The sequence below is a fragment of the Streptomyces sp. NPDC060064 genome (genome assembly GCF_042736455.1).
Classification (GTDB): Bacteria; Actinomycetota; Actinomycetes; order Streptomycetales; family Streptomycetaceae; genus Streptomyces.
This window is the reverse complement of sequence record NZ_JBHWWF010000055.1, coordinates 1-14,676: the sequence shown is the minus strand read 5'-3', so window position 1 is coordinate 14,676 and position 14,676 is coordinate 1. Positions and strand designations below refer to the sequence as shown.

Genomic DNA, 14,676 nt, shown 5'->3' with positions numbered 1-14,676 from the left:
ACTCCGGGTCTGCCGAACACCCCGACCACTCCGGGTCTGCCGAACACCCCGACCACTCCGGGTCTGCCGAACACCCCGACCACTCCGGGTCTGCCGACCACCCCGACCACCCCGGGTCTCCCGAACACCCCGAGCAAGCCGAGCACCCCGAGTCAGCCGGGCAAGTCCACCACGCCGGTAGTGCCCGTCACCCCGAGCAAGCCGAACACCCCCGGCACGCAGACCGTCACCTCGCCCAAGGGCGTCGACCAGCTCGCGCACACCGGTGCCGACTCGCTCGACACGCTGGCCCCGGCCGGCGCGGGCATGCTGCTGGCGGGAGCTGTGATGTACCGCCGGGCCCGCGCCTCGGCGTAGTCAAGCGGTCGCATCGGTATAAATGGCACGAAAACGGAGCGGGCCCCGCGTAGGCGGGGCCCGCTCCGCCTTATTCGCTCACCAGGTGGCGCGCACCTGACGAATGATGCGCCGGCGCAGCCGCACCCTACGGCTGCCGTCCCGGTGCAGACTCAGTCGGTCCAACTCCCAGTGTCCGTACTCGGCATGGTCGGTCAGCAGACGGGTCGCTTCCTTGCGGGACACCCCGCGCGGTACATACACGTCGACAAATTCGTATTCCGGCATCGCATCTATTGTGCGGGCAGAGCCCAGGTACGGATAGCGTCTGCACTATGTCTGATGCTGCGCAGCCCACCGCTGCCGAGGTACGTGCCGCCGCCGAGGCGGTCAAAGCCGCACTGGACCGTCACCTCGAGGCGGTCGAAAACCGCACGGGCGAGGACGACCCGGCCGTCTATGACGCGTTCAATGTCCTTGCCGCGGCGGCAGAGGCGTACGACGAGCGGCTCTACGACCGCTATGACGAGGTGACGCCGTTCGAGATCCCGGGCGCGGACGATTCACTTCCGCCGTACGCGGGTCCCGAGGAGCCGAGCGCGCTGAGCGTGCTGATCCGCCGCGACTATGCGGTGGTGGAGCCCCAGCGACTGCTTTCACAGGCGCAGCGCCTCGCCGACCTGGACCCCGATGACGACCGGGGGCCGGAGAACGCCCCGGTGGTCGGCACGAGCGTGCATGCGGCACTCGGCGTGCTCTTCGGTGAGTACGAACCGGATGAAATCGCTTCCCGGCACAAGGAGTTCGGTCTGGAGGAGGGCGACTCCACGCTGTGGGTGTCGGCCTCGGACGATGCTCCCGAACCGGGCGAGTGGCTGAGCACACCCTTCGACCAGGCGGATCCGCAGCGGGTCGTCTGCCGCTTCGACGTCAGCTCGGTCTTCGACGAGGACGAGCTGGCCGAGGAGCTGGACGACCTCGACGAAGTGGAGTCCTGACCACGCTGCCTCGTGCGACCCGCAGCCCGGGTCCCGCCCCGTCCAGGAGGCTGGCCCGGGCTGTCGCACGAGCTACGGCGCCGGCGTCGGTGTCGGTGTCGCGAGCAGCTCCTCGAGCAGTGTCCGCAGCCGCGTCGTGCGGTGCTGGGACGCCACCTCCGCCACCGCGCGCGGCAGCGCCTGATCCACGCCGTGCACCACGGACAGATGGCGCTCGGCGCGGCTGAACGCGGTATACACCCACGGTCGGCTCAGCCCTTGCGCCGCGTCGCCCGGCAGTACCACGACCGCCGCGGGCCAGCGCATCCCCGCGGCCTGGTGCGCCGTCAGCGCCCAGCCGTGGCGCACCGCCGATTCGACCCGCTCCTTCGGTACGACGACAGGCGTGCCGTCGCAGTCGAGATGCAGGCCCGCAACGTCCGCCGAGACGACCGTGCCGGTGAGTGTCCGGCCGAGAGCGGGTGCGTAGGCGACCCGGTCGCCCGGGTCGAAGCCGCCGAACCGGCCCGGACCAGCGTTCAGCCGCTCCTTGAGCGCGGCGTTGAGCGCGCGGGTCCCGGCGGAGCCGCCGTGTCCCACCGTGATCACCTGGGTCTGCTCGGTCGGCACGCCGAGGGCCCGCGGCACCGAGTCCGCGACGAGCTGCACCGTACGGTGGACCGCCTCGCCCGCGTCCCGCACCGGGACGATGACGACCTCTTTGCCGGGCGCCGCCACCTGGTTCAGCTCGCCGATGCCGATGCCCGAGACAAGCTCTCCGATCGGACCGGGGTCCGGCGTCCGCGAGGCGATCTGCGGGCACACCCTGGCCGCCAGCACATCCGCGAACACCCGGCCCGCGCCCGCCGAGCACAGCACACCGGGATCGCCGCTCAGCACCAGTCGGCTGCCGTCCGGCATCGACTCCACCAGCATCGCCGCGGTCTCCACGTCCAACTGCGCTGCGTCCAGAACGACCAGGAGATCGAGTGCGAATGCCCCGTCCTCGTCCCTGCCGGGACCCTCCGCACCGGACAGCAGCCCGGAGACGGTGACCGCCGCAGGGCCGAGCCGCCGGCTGCCGTTCTCGCTGTGGACCGCGACGACCGCGCGCAGTCCGAGCGCACTGGCGGCCTCGGCCACCGCGACCGGCTCGGCCCGCGCCGCCTCCCCGCCCGTGTGCACGACCAGACCGCTCGCGGCGACCGCACGGATCAGCTCGGTGGGCTCCGCGGCATCCCACCTGGCGTCCGCACCGGCCTTGGCAAGCCGTGCCAGGCCGTCCGCGAGACTCTCCTCGGCGAGTGCGTATCGGTCGAGCCCCAGCACCACCGGCACAGCCGGCTGCTCGGACTCCGCCCCGTCCGCGGCCTGCTCGGTCTCCTCGACACCGTCCTGGAACACCAGCACGGCACCTTCGGCGATTGCCTGCTGCAGCGCTTCGTCAGGATCGGGCACCGACCGCTCTGCCAGCGCCGCGCGTACGGCCGAGGACTCCAACGCGGTGTGGCCCTGCAGCGCCGCGCGCTCCAGCTCCCAGGCGACGAGCGCCGCCGCCCGGCGCTCGTCACCAGGGCCGCACTCAGCGCCGAGAAGCGCCCGGGCGAAGCCGTCGGCCTGCTCCGGCCGGACGCCGGGCACGGACAGCAGCCGCCACGGATCCTCGCGCAGCACCTCCGCGGCCTGCTCGCCGAGCACCCGCGCGACCTGCGCCGCCAGCGCCTCGGGTGCGCCGCCCTCGGCGAGCACGGTCCGCACCGTCGTCACGGTCTCCGGCGCCGTGGCCCGCGGTGCCTGCACAGGCTGCGGAACCCGGTGTCGTACGGGCTCCGCGGTCGGAGCGGCACGTCTGGGGGCGGGCGCGGGGGAGTCGAAGAACGCGGTGTCGGCCTTCTCGCCGCTCTCCACGGCCCGCACTGCCGCGAGCAGATCGGCGGCCGTGCCGCTCAGCTTGGTGCCGCTCTCGATGGGCCCCGCCTTCTCGGCCTTCCGCTGCTCGATCCGGGCCCGCAACTCCCGCTGCGCGACCAGCTCCGCCTCGGCCTCGGACAGCTCGGCCGCCTTCTCGGCAGCTGTCTTCTCGGCCTCCGATGTGCCGGCTTCCGGTTTGTCCCCCTCGGGCGCCTCCGCCTCGGCTGCGTCCGGCTCGGCTGCGTCCGCCTCGGGCGCGTCCCCCTCGGCGGTGCCCGATGCCGGGTCGGCGGCCTGGTCCGCGGTCTCGTCCGCGGCGTCGCGGGCCTCGTCCGGGGGTCCGGGGGTCGTCCCCCGGGAAGGCACAGTCACAGCGTGCTCCAGTCCTGGTCGGGATAGCGGTGCACGGGCGCCGACACATCGTCGAGCGCCTGGCAGATCTCGTCAGGAAGACTAAGGGCCTCCACTGACAATGCCGCCGTGAGCTGCTGTGCGTTGCGTGCGCCGACGATCGGGGCCACCACACCCGGCCGGTCCCGCACCCATGCCAGCGCCACCTGCAGCGCCGTCGCGGCGAGCCCGTCAGCCGCCGTCGCCACCGCGTCCACGATCCGGCTCGCCGCCTCGTCGAGATACGGCTCCACGAACGGCGCCATCTGCTCCGAAGCACCCCGCGAATCAACCGGAGTGGCATGCCGGTACTTACCCGTCAGCACCCCGCGCCCCAGCGGCGACGACGGCAGCAGCCCGACCCCCAGGTCGAGAGCGGCCGGCAGCACCTCCCGCTCCACCCCGCGCTGCAGCAGCGAGTACTCCATCTGCGTACTGGCCAGCCGTGTCCGCACTCCCGGCGAGGCCAGCTGCCAGGTCGCCGCCTTCGCCAGCTGCCAGCCGCAGAAGTTCGACACTCCCGCGTAGCGCGCGCGCCCGCTGCCGACCGCGATGTCCAGCGCCTGGAGTGTCTCCTCCAGCGGGGTCTCCGGGTCGAAGGCGTGGACCTGCCAGACGTCGACGTAGTCGGTACCGAGCCGCTCCAGTGAGGCGTCCAGCGCCGACAGCAGATGCCCCCGCGAGCCGTCGAAGCGCCGGTCCGGATCGGGCACGCTGCCCGCCTTCGTCGCGATGACCAGTTCCCGCCGAGGTACGAGCCGCTCGACGAGCTGCCCGAGCAGATACTCCGAATCTCCACCGCCGTACACATCCGCGGTGTCGACCAGGGTCCCGCCCGCCTCCCAGAACGCTTTCAGCTGGTCGGCAGCGTCGTGCTCATCGGTGTCGCGACCCCAGGTAAGGGTGCCGAGCCCGATCCGGGACACGCGCAGGCCGGTACGGCCGAGATGCCTCTGCTCCATGGGCGCTGAGATTACTGGCCAGGCGCCCACCCGGAGAGAGCCTGTGGACAACCTCCCCCTGACGGATCCTGTGAACCCGCGCTAGAGTCCCCCGGAACAGGGACGTTACTGATCAGTAAGAGGGAGCGGTTATGCGGCTCGGCATCAACCTCGGCTACTGGGGCGCGGGGATGGACGGAGACAATCTCGCCGTCGCCAAGGAGGCCGACCAGCTCGGCTACGACGTCTGCTGGGCAGCCGAGGCGTACGGCTCCGACGCCCCTACCGTGCTCGCCTGGGTCGCCGCCCAGACCGAGCGCATCGACGTCGGCTCCGCGATCATGCAGATCCCGGCGCGCCAGCCGGCCATGACCGCGATGACGGCCGCCACGCTCGACTCGCTCTCCGGCGGCCGCTTCCGGCTCGGCCTCGGCGTCTCCGGCCCGCAGGTCTCCGAGGGCTGGTACGGCATCAAGTTCGACAAGCCGCTCTCCCGCACCCGCGAGTACGTCGAGATCGTCCGCAAGGCGATGTCCCGCGAGCGCCTCTCGTACGAGGGAGAGCACTGGACGCTCCCGCTGCCGGGCGGTCCGGGCAAGCCGATCAAGCTCACCGTCCACCCGGAGCGCGAGCACATCCCGCTCTACATCGCCGCGATCGGCCCCAAGAACCTTGAGCAGACCGGCGAGATCGCCGACGGCGCCCTGCTGATCTTCCCCTCCGCCGACCACCTCGAGGACACCGCGCTCAAGTACCTGCGCGCGGGCCGCGAGAAGGCCGGAAAGACCATGGAAGGCTTTGACGTCTGTCCGACGCTGCCGCTCGCGATCGGCGACGACGTCGCCGGACTGGCCGACATGTTCCGTCCGTACACCGCGCTGTACGTCGGCGGCATGGGCAGCCGCAAGCAGAACTTCTACAACCAGCTTGCGCAGCGCATGGGTTACGAGAAGGAAGCCGCCGAGATCCAGGACAAGTACCTGGCCGGCGACAAGCAGGGCGCGGCCGCGGCAGTCCCCCACCAGCTGATCGACCAGACGACGCTGCTGGGCTCCGTGGACCGGATCGCCGAGCGGATGCAGGCGTACGCCGATGCCGGTGTCACCACGCTGACCCTCGCTCCGGCCGGCTTCACGCTCGACGAGCGGATCACGGCACTGCGGGCGGGCACCGAGGCCCTGGAGCGCGCCGGCCTCGCGTAAGGAATGTGCGCAGGCACATCGGGTGAGCGACGCTCGTACGTAAGCGGAGAGGTCTGCGGCCGTGGTGGGGGCTCGGGGGGTCTCCCCGCCACGGCCGTCACGCAGCACAACGCCCGAAAGCCGGTCCTGGTTACTGCCGCGCGGTTCCCTGTCGTCCACCGTTCGGCGCAGTTGTGCCGCTCACCTGTTGCCTCGCCTCCCGCGCCGCATTTGACTTGTTCTTTGCGGACGCTCTCACGGAGGTGGAAGTGATGCTCTCGGCGCGAAGTCTCTTCCAGGAAATCATCGACGACGATGATGCCTTCCAGCTCTTCTGCTCGATCGCCGCCAGCGGTGAGGCACAGGGCGGCTGGGAGAACGGCCGTATCGCCGCCCTGGTGCCCGAGAGCATGCGGGGCCTCGCGCCCAAGATCACCCGGCACGGCGCCGACGAGGACAAGCACGGCAGGCTGTTCCATGCCCTGCTCAGGAAGCGGGAGCTCGCTGCGGTCGACGTCCCTCCCGAGACCGACTACACGATGCTGCTCGAGAAGCGGGGCGTCGGCCTCACCCACGCGAAGCTGCGCCGCGAGGAGCCGCTGAGCGAACAGGACATCGTCGTCTATCTCTCGCACAGCAGGGTCACCGAACAGCGGGCCGCCGACCAGATGGTCATGCTGGTGAGGTACTTCGGCGACCACCCCGAACTCGGCAGGGCGATCAGAATGATCTGCGACGACGAGGACAACCATCTGGCGTACTGCCACGAGGAGTTGCTCCGCCTCGCCACCGAGGGACACGGCCGTACGATCCAGGGGGTGCTGCGCGAGAGCGCCCTCGCCGAGATCAAGGTCTACCGCGATGTCAGCCTTGCCGTGATGGGCCATATGGGACGTCTGCTGCACTGGCCCCATGCCAAGTCGGCCGCGCTGGCCGCGGGCATCCACGCCATGTACGCCTACGAGAGGCTCGGCGGCTGGCACCGGATGGTCAGCCTGAAGATGCCGCAGCGTCGCGGCGCACTCGACGGACCGCCCACCGCTGCGCCCGCCTTCTAGCGCCCCGGCCGCAGAGCATTACAGCCAGCCGCGGCGCTTGAACAGCTTGAACAGCCCGTACACCGCCCCGGCCATGAACAGCAGCACCGCCGGATACGCCCACACCAACCGCAACTCCGGCATGTGCTCGAAATTCATGCCGTAGATGCCCGCGACCATCGTGGGAACTGCGACCATGGCCGCCCACGCCGAGATCTTGCGCATGTCGTCGTTCTGCCGCACGCCCATCTGCGCGAGATGGGCGGACAGGACGTCCGACAGCAGCCGGTCCAACCCCTCCACCTGCTCGTTCACTCGGGTCAGATGGTCGCTGACGTCCCGGAAGAACGGCTGTGAGTGCTCATGGACGAATGGCACGCCCGCGCTCGCGAGACGCACCATCGGGGCCGCCAGCGGCGTGGCGGCGCGGCGGAACTCCAGCACCTGCCGTTTGAAGGTGTAGATCCGCACCGCGCTGTTGCGCGTGCTGCCGACGGGTGCGAAGACCTCGGTCTCCAACTCCTCCAGGTCCACCTGGAGCTCGCTGACCACGTCGATGTAATGGTCGACGACCGCGTCACTGATCGCGTACAGCACCGCCGTCGGGCCGTGCTTGAGAACCTTCGGTTCGGCCTCCAGACGCTGCCGTACGGCGTGCAACGGCGAGCTCTCACCGTGCCGCACCGTCACCACGAACGAGTCCCCGATGAAGACCATCAGCTCGTCGGTGGAGACGGCGTCGCTCTTCGGCTCGTACACCACCGGTTTGAGAACCATGAACAGCGAGTCGTCGTACACCTCGAGCTTGGGGCGCTGATGAGCGTTGAGCGCGTCCTCCACCGCCAGCGGATGCAGCCCGAACTCCGCCGAGACGTGGTCGAACTCCTTCTCGGTCGGTTCGTAAAGACCGATCCACAGAAAGGCGTCGCCGGTGGCCCGTGCCTCGGCCAGAGCATCGGAAAGGTCGGGCGGGCCCTTCGTTCGGCGCCCGTCGCGGTAGATGGCACAGTCCACGATCACGGCGTGCATTCTTCCCTGCCTGCGGCCCGGACGCACCCCCGGGCGCCGGGCCGCCTAGGCTGACGGGCATGGCCACGCTGATCCTCGTACGCCACGGACGCTCCACCGCCAACACCGCGGGGGTGCTCGCAGGCTGGACGCCGGGCGTCTCCCTCGACGAGCGCGGTGCGGCGCAGGCAGCCGCGCTGCCGGAGCGACTCGCCGCCGTGCCGCTCGCCGCGGCCGTCTCCAGCCCGCTGGAGCGCTGCGTGCAGACCCTGCGGCCGCTGCTGGACGCCCGGCCGGGTCTTGAGCTGCACACCGACGAACGGATCGGCGAGTGCCACTACGGCGACTGGTCCGGGCGCAAGCTCGCGGAGCTCGCCGACGAGCCGCTGATGGAGGTCGTGCAGCAGCATCCGTCCGCGGCGGCGTTCCCGGGCGGCGAGTCGATGCGGGACATGCAGGCGCGTGCCGTCGACGCCGTACGCGACTGGAACACGCGTGTCGACGCCGCGCACGGCGAGGACGCGGCCTATGTGATGTGCTCGCACGGAGACATCATCAAGTCCCTGGTGGCCGATGCCCTTGGTATGCATCTCGATCTTTTCCAGCGGATCCATGTGGAGCCGTGTTCCGTGACCGCGATCCGTTACACCCGCACTCGCCCGTTTCTTCTGCGCCTCGGTGACACCGGGGACTTCGGCTCGCTGGCGCCGCGCGAGAACGGCGGTGGCGGGGCCGCGGTCGTCGGAGGCGGCGCGGGCGCACCGTGATCGCCGCGCGCAGTAGGGTGGACGGGCCGAAAACCCGTATGCCCGCTCGATAGCCGTCCGAAGTCGTACGACAGTCGTCGATACCGACCGATCCCAAGGGAGACAGAACGTGTCCCGTCAGGTGTTCCTCTACGACCCGCCGGACCGCTTCGTGGCCGGTACGGTCGGGCTGCCTGGACGCCGTACGTTCTTCCTGCAGGCTTCCTCAGCGGGGCGCACCACCAGCGTCGCCCTGGAGAAGACCCAGGTGGCCGCACTCGCCGAGCGGATCGACGAGCTGCTGGACGAGGTCGTGCGCCGGACCGGGGGCAATGCGCCGGTGCCGGCCGTCGCGCCCGCCGACGTCGCGGACACCGCGCCGCTCGACGCGCCTGTGGAGGAGGAGTTCCGGGTCGGCACGATGGCGCTGGCCTGGGACGGCGAGGAACAGCGCATGATCGTCGAGGCGCAGGCGCTGGTGGAGCTGGACGCGGACTCCGAGGAGGACCTCGCGGAGGCCGAGGAGCGGCTGCTGCAGGACGAGGAGAACGGTCCGCCGATGCTCCGTGTCCGGCTGACCGGAGCGCAGGCCAGGGCCTTCGCCAAACGCGCCCTGGACGTGGTGAACGCCGGCCGGCCGCCGTGCCCGCTGTGCAGCCTGCCGCTCGATCCGGAAGGACACGTATGCCCGCGCCAGAACGGATACCGCCGGGGCGCGTGAGCTCGGGGGACCTGCGCACCCTGCTGACCAAGGGCGAGCTCACCGTGCGCGGACGGATCCGTGGGGCGTCCAACGCGGTGCTGTACTGCTCCGTCTCGTACGAGGGCGAAGAGGCCCACTGCGTCTACAAGCCGGTCGAAGGGGAGCGGCCGCTGTGGGACTTCCCGGACGGGACGCTGGCGCAGCGCGAGGTGGCGGCGTACGAGCTCTCCGAGGCGACCGGGTGGGGCCTGGTGCCGACGACGGTCCTGCGCGAGGGCCCGTACGGCGAGGGCATGGTCCAGCTCTGGATCGAGGCGGACCCTTCGGCGTCCCTGCTGGCCCTGGTCGAGGACGAGGAGCCGGGCGAGGGCTGGAAGGCGGTGGGCTTCGCGGAGGTGGGCGAGGGCCGCACGGCCCTGCTGGTCCACGCGGACGATGTGCGGCTGCGGCGGCTGGCGGTACTGGACGCGGTGATCAACAACGGTGACCGCAAGGGCGGGCATCTGCTGCCGACGGCTGACGGCGGGCTGTACGCGATCGACCACGGGGTCACGTTCAACGTGGAGGACAAGCTGCGGACGCTGTTGTGGGGGTGGGCGGGGGAGCGGCTGCCGTCGGAGGCGACGCAGGCGCTGTCGGGGCTGGCGGCGGCCCTGGCCGAGGGCGCACCGCTCGCCACCCGTCTGGCGGAACTGCTGACGGCGGCGGAGGTGGAGGCGCTGCGGGGCAGGGTGACGGAGCTGAAGGAGTCGGGGCGGCATCCGGGGCCGTCGGGGGAGTGGCCGGCGATTCCGTGGCCACCGGTGTGAGGTGAGGGGTGTTCCCCTGACCCGCCCCTTCCCGAAACCGGAGGCGGGCCGCGGACCCCGGGGGAGACGTGGGGGCTGACGGCCCCACACCCCCGGAGCGTGGCGCCGCTGGGGGCAGAGGACCACAGGACAAGACCGGGCACCCGGGCGCCGATCCCAAGCGCGGCCACCCGCACTCGTATGCGGAACACCTGTCCGGTTAGGCTCATGACATGCATGCCTGGCCCGCTTCTGAGGTCCCCGCCCTGCCTGGCAAGGGCCGCGACCTACGGATCCACTCCACCGCGACCAATGGTCCAGTGACCCTCGACCCCGGTCCCGTCGCCCGTATCTACGTCTGCGGCATCACACCGTACGACGCGACCCACTTGGGTCACGCGGCGACCTACAACGCGTTCGACCTGGTTCAGCGCGTGTGGCTCGACACCAAGCGGCAGGTTCACTACGTCCAGAACGTGACCGACGTCGACGACCCACTCCTCGAGCGGGCGATCCGCGACGGGCACGACTGGACCGAGCTCGCCGAGCGGGAGACCGCGCTCTTCCGCGAGGACATGACCGCTCTCCGGATGCTTCCGCCGCAGCACTACATCGGCGCCGTCGAGGCGATACCGGGCATCGTGCCCCTCGTCGAGCGGCTCCGTGACGCCGGTGCCGCCTACGAGCTCGAAGGCGACGTGTACTTCTCCGTGGAGGCCGACCCGCACTTCGGGGAGGTGTCCCGCCTCGACGCCGACGCCATGCGGCTGCTCTCCGCCGAGCGCGGCGGCGACCCCGACCGGCCCGGCAAGAAGAACCCGCTCGACCCGATGCTCTGGATGGCCGCCCGTGAGGGCGAGCCGAGCTGGGACGGTGCCACCCTCGGCCGTGGCCGGCCCGGCTGGCACATCGAGTGCGTGGCCATCGCCCTGGACCACCTCGGCATGGGCTTCGACGTGCAGGGCGGCGGCTCCGATCTCGCCTTCCCGCACCACGAGATGGGTGCCTCGCACGCGCAGTCGCTCACCGGTGAGTACCCCTTCGCGAAGGCGTACGTCCACGCGGGCATGGTCGCACTGGACGGCGAGAAGATGTCCAAGTCCAAGGGCAACCTCGTCTTCGTCTCCAAGCTGAGGCGCGACGGCGTGGACCCGGCGGCGATCCGGCTGGCTCTCCTCTCGCACCACTACCGGACCGACTGGGAGTGGACCGACGCCGTACTCGACGAGGCGGTGGAGCGGCTCGGGCGCTGGCGCGCTGCCGTCTCGCGTCCCGACGGGCCGTCCGCCGACGCCCTCGTCGAGGAGATCCGCGACGCCCTCGCGAACGACCTCGACGCCCCCGCCGCGCTCGTCGCCGTCGACCGCTGGGCCGCGCTCCAGCAGTCCGAAGGCGGTACGGACGAGGGCGCGCCCGGTCTCGTCTCCCGCGCTGTCGACGCCCTCCTCGGCGTAGCCCTGTAAGCCCCTCCGGCCGCTCCTGGGCGTGCGATAAGTCCAGGAGCGGCCGGACACAAGTCCATGGTCGTGTATGTGCCGACGCGCTACACACACGCCATGAGATCTCCAACACGGTTCAGATCAGCGGTCGTTGCCGCTCTGCTCGGTCTGTTCGCCGCCTTCGTGCCATCGGTCACGGGCGCGCACGCCGAACCGGCCGACACGACGGTCGGTGACATCACCGGCTTCGCTCACGACGGAGCCGTATACCGGTTCACCGCCGGCGACGCCGCCGCCCGCGTCAGCTTCGTCTCCGCCGAGACGTTCCGTATCGAACTCGCCCCGGACGGCGCCTTCACCGACCCGACAGGCACGGACATCGTCCTGCCGCAGAGCGCGCCGCCCGCCACCCACTGGCGCGACAAGGGCGACCGTTACGAGCTGAGCACCTCCAAGGTCACCCTGCGCGCCTACAAGACGCCCCTGCGCTTCGCCCTCCACCGCGCCGACGGCACTCCGATCTGGGCCGAGACCAAGGGCCTGACCTGGAACCGGGACAGGACCACACAGACCCTCGCCCGTGGCGCCGAGGAGCAGTACTACGGCGCCGGAATGCAGAACGGCCGCGGCAACACCTCGCACCGTGACAAGACCGTCGAGGTCGGCGTCGACTACAACTGGAACGACGGCGGACACCCCAACTCCGTCCCGTTCTACCTCTCTTCCGCGGGATACGGCGTCTATCGCAATACGTACGCCCCCAACACGTACGTCTTCGGCGAGCCGGTCACCACCACCGCCAAGGAACAGCGCTTCGACGCCTACTACTTCGCGGGCCCGAGCACCAAGGACGTCATCGGCCAGTACACCCGGCTGACCGGCAAACCCTTCCTGCCACCCGTCTACGGCCTCGAAATCGGCGACGCCGACTGCTATCTGCACAACGCCAACCGCGGCGAGCGGCACACCCTCGACTCCCTCAAGGTGGCCGACGGGTATGTCCAGAACGACATGCCCAACGGGTGGATGCTCATCAACGACGGCTACGGGTGCGGATACGAGAACCTCGCCGAGACCGCCAAGGGGCTGCAGGACCGCAGGATGCAGATGGGCCTGTGGACCGAGGACGGCATCGGCAAGCTCGGCGACCAGGTCAAGGCCGGCCAGCGCGTCGCGAAACTGGACGTCGCCTGGGTCGGCGACGGATACAAGTTCGCGCTGGACGGCTGCAAGGACGCCCACCGGGGCATCGAGGAGAACAGCGACGCCCGCGGCTTCACCTGGGCGCCGGAGAGCTGGTCGGGCGCGCAGCGCTGCGGAGTCCAGTGGTCCGGCGACCAGTCCGGGAGCTGGGAGTACATCCGCTGGCAGATCCCGACCTACGCGGGCGCGAGCATGTCCGGGCTGGCCTACACCACCGGCGACGTGGACGGAATCTTCGGCGGCAGCCCCAAGACGTACGCCCGTGATCTGCAGTGGAAGATGTTCCTGCCGGTGACGATGACCATGGACGGCTGGGCGGCGAACGACAAGCAGCCCTTCCGGTACGGAGAGCCGTACACCTCGGTCAACCGCAGCTACCTCAAGCTGCATGAGTCGCTGCTGCCGTACATCTACTCCCACGCACATGAGGCGACGAAGACGGGCGTCGGGCTCGCCAGGCCGCTCGTGCTGGAGTATCCGAACGACCCCGAAGCGGCGACGGACGCGGCCAAGTACGAGTTCCTCAGCGGTGCGGACTTCCTTGTCGCGCCCGTCTACCAGGACGCCGTCGAGCGCGACGGGATCTACCTGCCGAAGGGGACCTGGATCGACTACTGGAGCGGGCGGACCTACGAAGGACCGGTCACCGTCGACGACTACAGCGCGCCGCTCGACACGCTGCCGCTGTTCGTGAAGGCGGGGGCCACCGTCCCGATGTGGCCGGGCATCCGCTCGTACGCCGACCGCACCGCTGCCTCCCCGCTCGCCTGGGACATCTATCCGCAGGGCACGTCCTCCTTCACGCTGTACGAGGACGACGGCGTCACGCGGCAGCACCGCAGCGGCAAGTACGCCACCCAGCGCGCCGACGTCCAGGCGCCACGGCGCGGAGCGGGTGATGTGACGGTCCGGATCGGCGCGAGCAAGGGCGAGTTCACGGGCAGGCAGTCCACGCGTCCTTACACCTTCAGCGTGCACACCGGGGACGCGCCGAGCACGGTCGGGCTCAGCGGGCGCAGGCTGCCGCGGCAGACCTCGAAGGCGGCCTACGCGAAGGCCGCGCAGGGCTGGTGGTACGACCAGGACGACCGCGGCGGTGTGGTGCACGTCAAGACGCCGTCGCTGCGCACCGACCGTGGCTTCGAGCTGAAGCTCGAGGACACCAGCGCGGTCGGCGGTACGACTCCGGGCGCGGCCGCGACTGTCTCCGTCCCGGCAGCTCAGGAGCTCGGCGCCGGTTCGCCGGGCACGGTCGCCGTCGATGTCACGGCGGGCGGCCGGGACGCGACCGGCGTCCAGGTCTCGCTGGACGCGCCGGCGGGCTGGCAGATCACCCCGGCGCAGGTCGTGGACCGGATCCCGGCCGGGACGACGAAGCGCGTCGAGGTGGCCGTCGTCCCGGCCGCGGACGCAAAGCCGGGCGAGGTGACGCTGACCGCGACGGCACGTCACCGGTCGGCGGGCGTGGACCGTACCGCCGGACAGCGGTTCGCGGTCGGGGTGATGCCGCCACCGCCGGCCGGCGACGCCTGGGCCAGTGACCTGGTGTGGCTGAAGTCGGCGAACGGCTACGGGCCCGCGGAACGTGACCGCAGCAACGGTGAGTCGGGAGCGGCCGACGGACACCCGCTCGCGCTGGCGGGCAAGACGTACGAAAAGGGGATCGGCACCCACGCCGACTCCGATATCGAGGTCTATCTCGGCGGCCGCTGCACGGCGCTGACCGCGGATGTCGGAATCGACGACGAGATCAACGGCTATGGGGAGGTGGCCTTCTCGGTCGAGGCGGACGGAAAGGTGCTGTGGACCTCGCCCAAGGTGACCGGGGCCTCGGCGACCGTGCCCGTCGATGTCGCTCTGGACGGCGCACGCCATGTGCGGCTGAAGGTCACCGACACCAACGGGTCGAAGACGGGCGATCACGGGGACTGGGGCGCCGCGCGTTTCAACTGCGCCTGAAGCCTGAAGCCTGAAGCCTGAAGCCTGAGGCACAGGCACAGGCACCGGTACGGGCGC

General features: G+C 70.6%; 12 protein-coding genes and 1 pseudogene. 9 read left to right on the top strand and 4 right to left on the bottom strand.

The window, feature by feature from the left end:
- Nucleotides 1-357 (top strand): annotated as a pseudogene (locus ACFWDI_RS37610) (hypothetical protein); the annotation flags it as partial.
- 78 nt (nucleotides 358-435) lie between these two features.
- On the opposite strand, the gene ACFWDI_RS37605 reads toward ACFWDI_RS37610, so the two are convergent.
- Complete coding sequence (locus tag ACFWDI_RS37605) at nucleotides 436-624, bottom strand: DUF5703 family protein (protein ID WP_005319466.1); 189 nt, start codon at nucleotides 622-624, stop codon at nucleotides 436-438.
- A 47-nt stretch (nucleotides 625-671) separates the two neighbouring features.
- Between ACFWDI_RS37605 and ACFWDI_RS37600 the strand changes: the two genes are divergently transcribed.
- Nucleotides 672-1,334, top strand: coding sequence for a hypothetical protein (locus ACFWDI_RS37600; RefSeq protein WP_327322470.1), 663 nt, complete (start codon nucleotides 672-674; stop codon nucleotides 1,332-1,334).
- Nucleotides 1,335-1,406: 72 nt separating this feature from the next.
- Here ACFWDI_RS37600 and ACFWDI_RS37595 read toward each other — a convergent pair whose 3' ends face one another.
- Nucleotides 1,407-3,596: a helix-hairpin-helix domain-containing protein gene (locus ACFWDI_RS37595; RefSeq protein WP_385311206.1), complete on the bottom strand. Its 2,190-nt coding sequence runs from the start codon at nucleotides 3,594-3,596 to the stop codon at nucleotides 1,407-1,409.
- Nucleotides 3,593-4,576: an aldo/keto reductase gene (locus tag ACFWDI_RS37590; RefSeq protein ID WP_385311204.1), complete on the bottom strand. Its 984-nt coding sequence runs from the start codon at nucleotides 4,574-4,576 to the stop codon at nucleotides 3,593-3,595. The genes ACFWDI_RS37595 and ACFWDI_RS37590 overlap by 4 nt, the downstream gene beginning before the upstream one ends.
- A gap of 131 nt (nucleotides 4,577-4,707) precedes the next feature.
- Here ACFWDI_RS37590 and ACFWDI_RS37585 point away from each other — a divergent pair, with 131 nt between their 5' ends.
- Together ACFWDI_RS37585 and ACFWDI_RS37580 are read left to right on the top strand one after the other, a co-directional pair.
- A complete protein-coding gene (locus ACFWDI_RS37585; RefSeq protein WP_327322468.1) occupies nucleotides 4,708-5,757 on the top strand; it encodes an LLM class F420-dependent oxidoreductase in 1,050 nt (349 codons plus the stop codon).
- A 251-nt stretch (nucleotides 5,758-6,008) separates the two neighbouring features.
- Complete coding sequence (locus ACFWDI_RS37580; protein ID WP_385311201.1) at nucleotides 6,009-6,794, top strand: ferritin-like domain-containing protein; 786 nt, start codon at nucleotides 6,009-6,011, stop codon at nucleotides 6,792-6,794.
- An 18-nt stretch (nucleotides 6,795-6,812) separates the two neighbouring features.
- Here the strand turns inward: ACFWDI_RS37580 and corA are convergent, their stop codons facing one another.
- Complete coding sequence (gene corA, locus ACFWDI_RS37575; RefSeq protein ID WP_385311198.1) at nucleotides 6,813-7,802, bottom strand: magnesium/cobalt transporter CorA; 990 nt, start codon at nucleotides 7,800-7,802, stop codon at nucleotides 6,813-6,815.
- A gap of 59 nt (nucleotides 7,803-7,861) precedes the next feature.
- Here corA and ACFWDI_RS37570 point away from each other — a divergent pair, with 59 nt between their 5' ends.
- The 5 genes from ACFWDI_RS37570 (at nucleotide 7,862) to ACFWDI_RS37550 (ending at nucleotide 14,619) form a co-directional block, all read left to right on the top strand.
- Nucleotides 7,862-8,548 carry a histidine phosphatase family protein gene (locus ACFWDI_RS37570; RefSeq protein WP_385311196.1) on the top strand — a complete coding sequence of 229 codons (687 nt, stop codon included), beginning with the start codon at nucleotides 7,862-7,864 and terminating at the stop codon, nucleotides 8,546-8,548.
- A 109-nt stretch (nucleotides 8,549-8,657) separates the two neighbouring features.
- Entirely contained in the window at nucleotides 8,658-9,248 is a 591-nt protein-coding gene (locus ACFWDI_RS37565) for a DUF3090 domain-containing protein (protein ID WP_326648776.1), read from the top strand.
- Nucleotides 9,212-10,039: an SCO1664 family protein gene (locus ACFWDI_RS37560; protein WP_385311194.1), complete on the top strand. Its 828-nt coding sequence runs from the start codon at nucleotides 9,212-9,214 to the stop codon at nucleotides 10,037-10,039. Before ACFWDI_RS37565 ends, ACFWDI_RS37560 begins: the two co-directional genes overlap by 37 nt.
- Before the next feature lie 212 nt (nucleotides 10,040-10,251).
- The gene (gene mshC, locus ACFWDI_RS37555; protein WP_385311193.1) at nucleotides 10,252-11,481 is read left to right on the top strand and encodes a cysteine--1-D-myo-inosityl 2-amino-2-deoxy-alpha-D-glucopyranoside ligase; all 1,230 of its coding nucleotides are present in this window, start codon (nucleotides 10,252-10,254) and stop codon (nucleotides 11,479-11,481) included.
- Nucleotides 11,482-11,574: 93 nt separating this feature from the next.
- Entirely contained in the window at nucleotides 11,575-14,619 is a 3,045-nt protein-coding gene (locus tag ACFWDI_RS37550) for an NPCBM/NEW2 domain-containing protein (protein ID WP_385311192.1), read from the top strand.
- Nucleotides 14,620-14,676 lie beyond the last annotated feature (57 nt).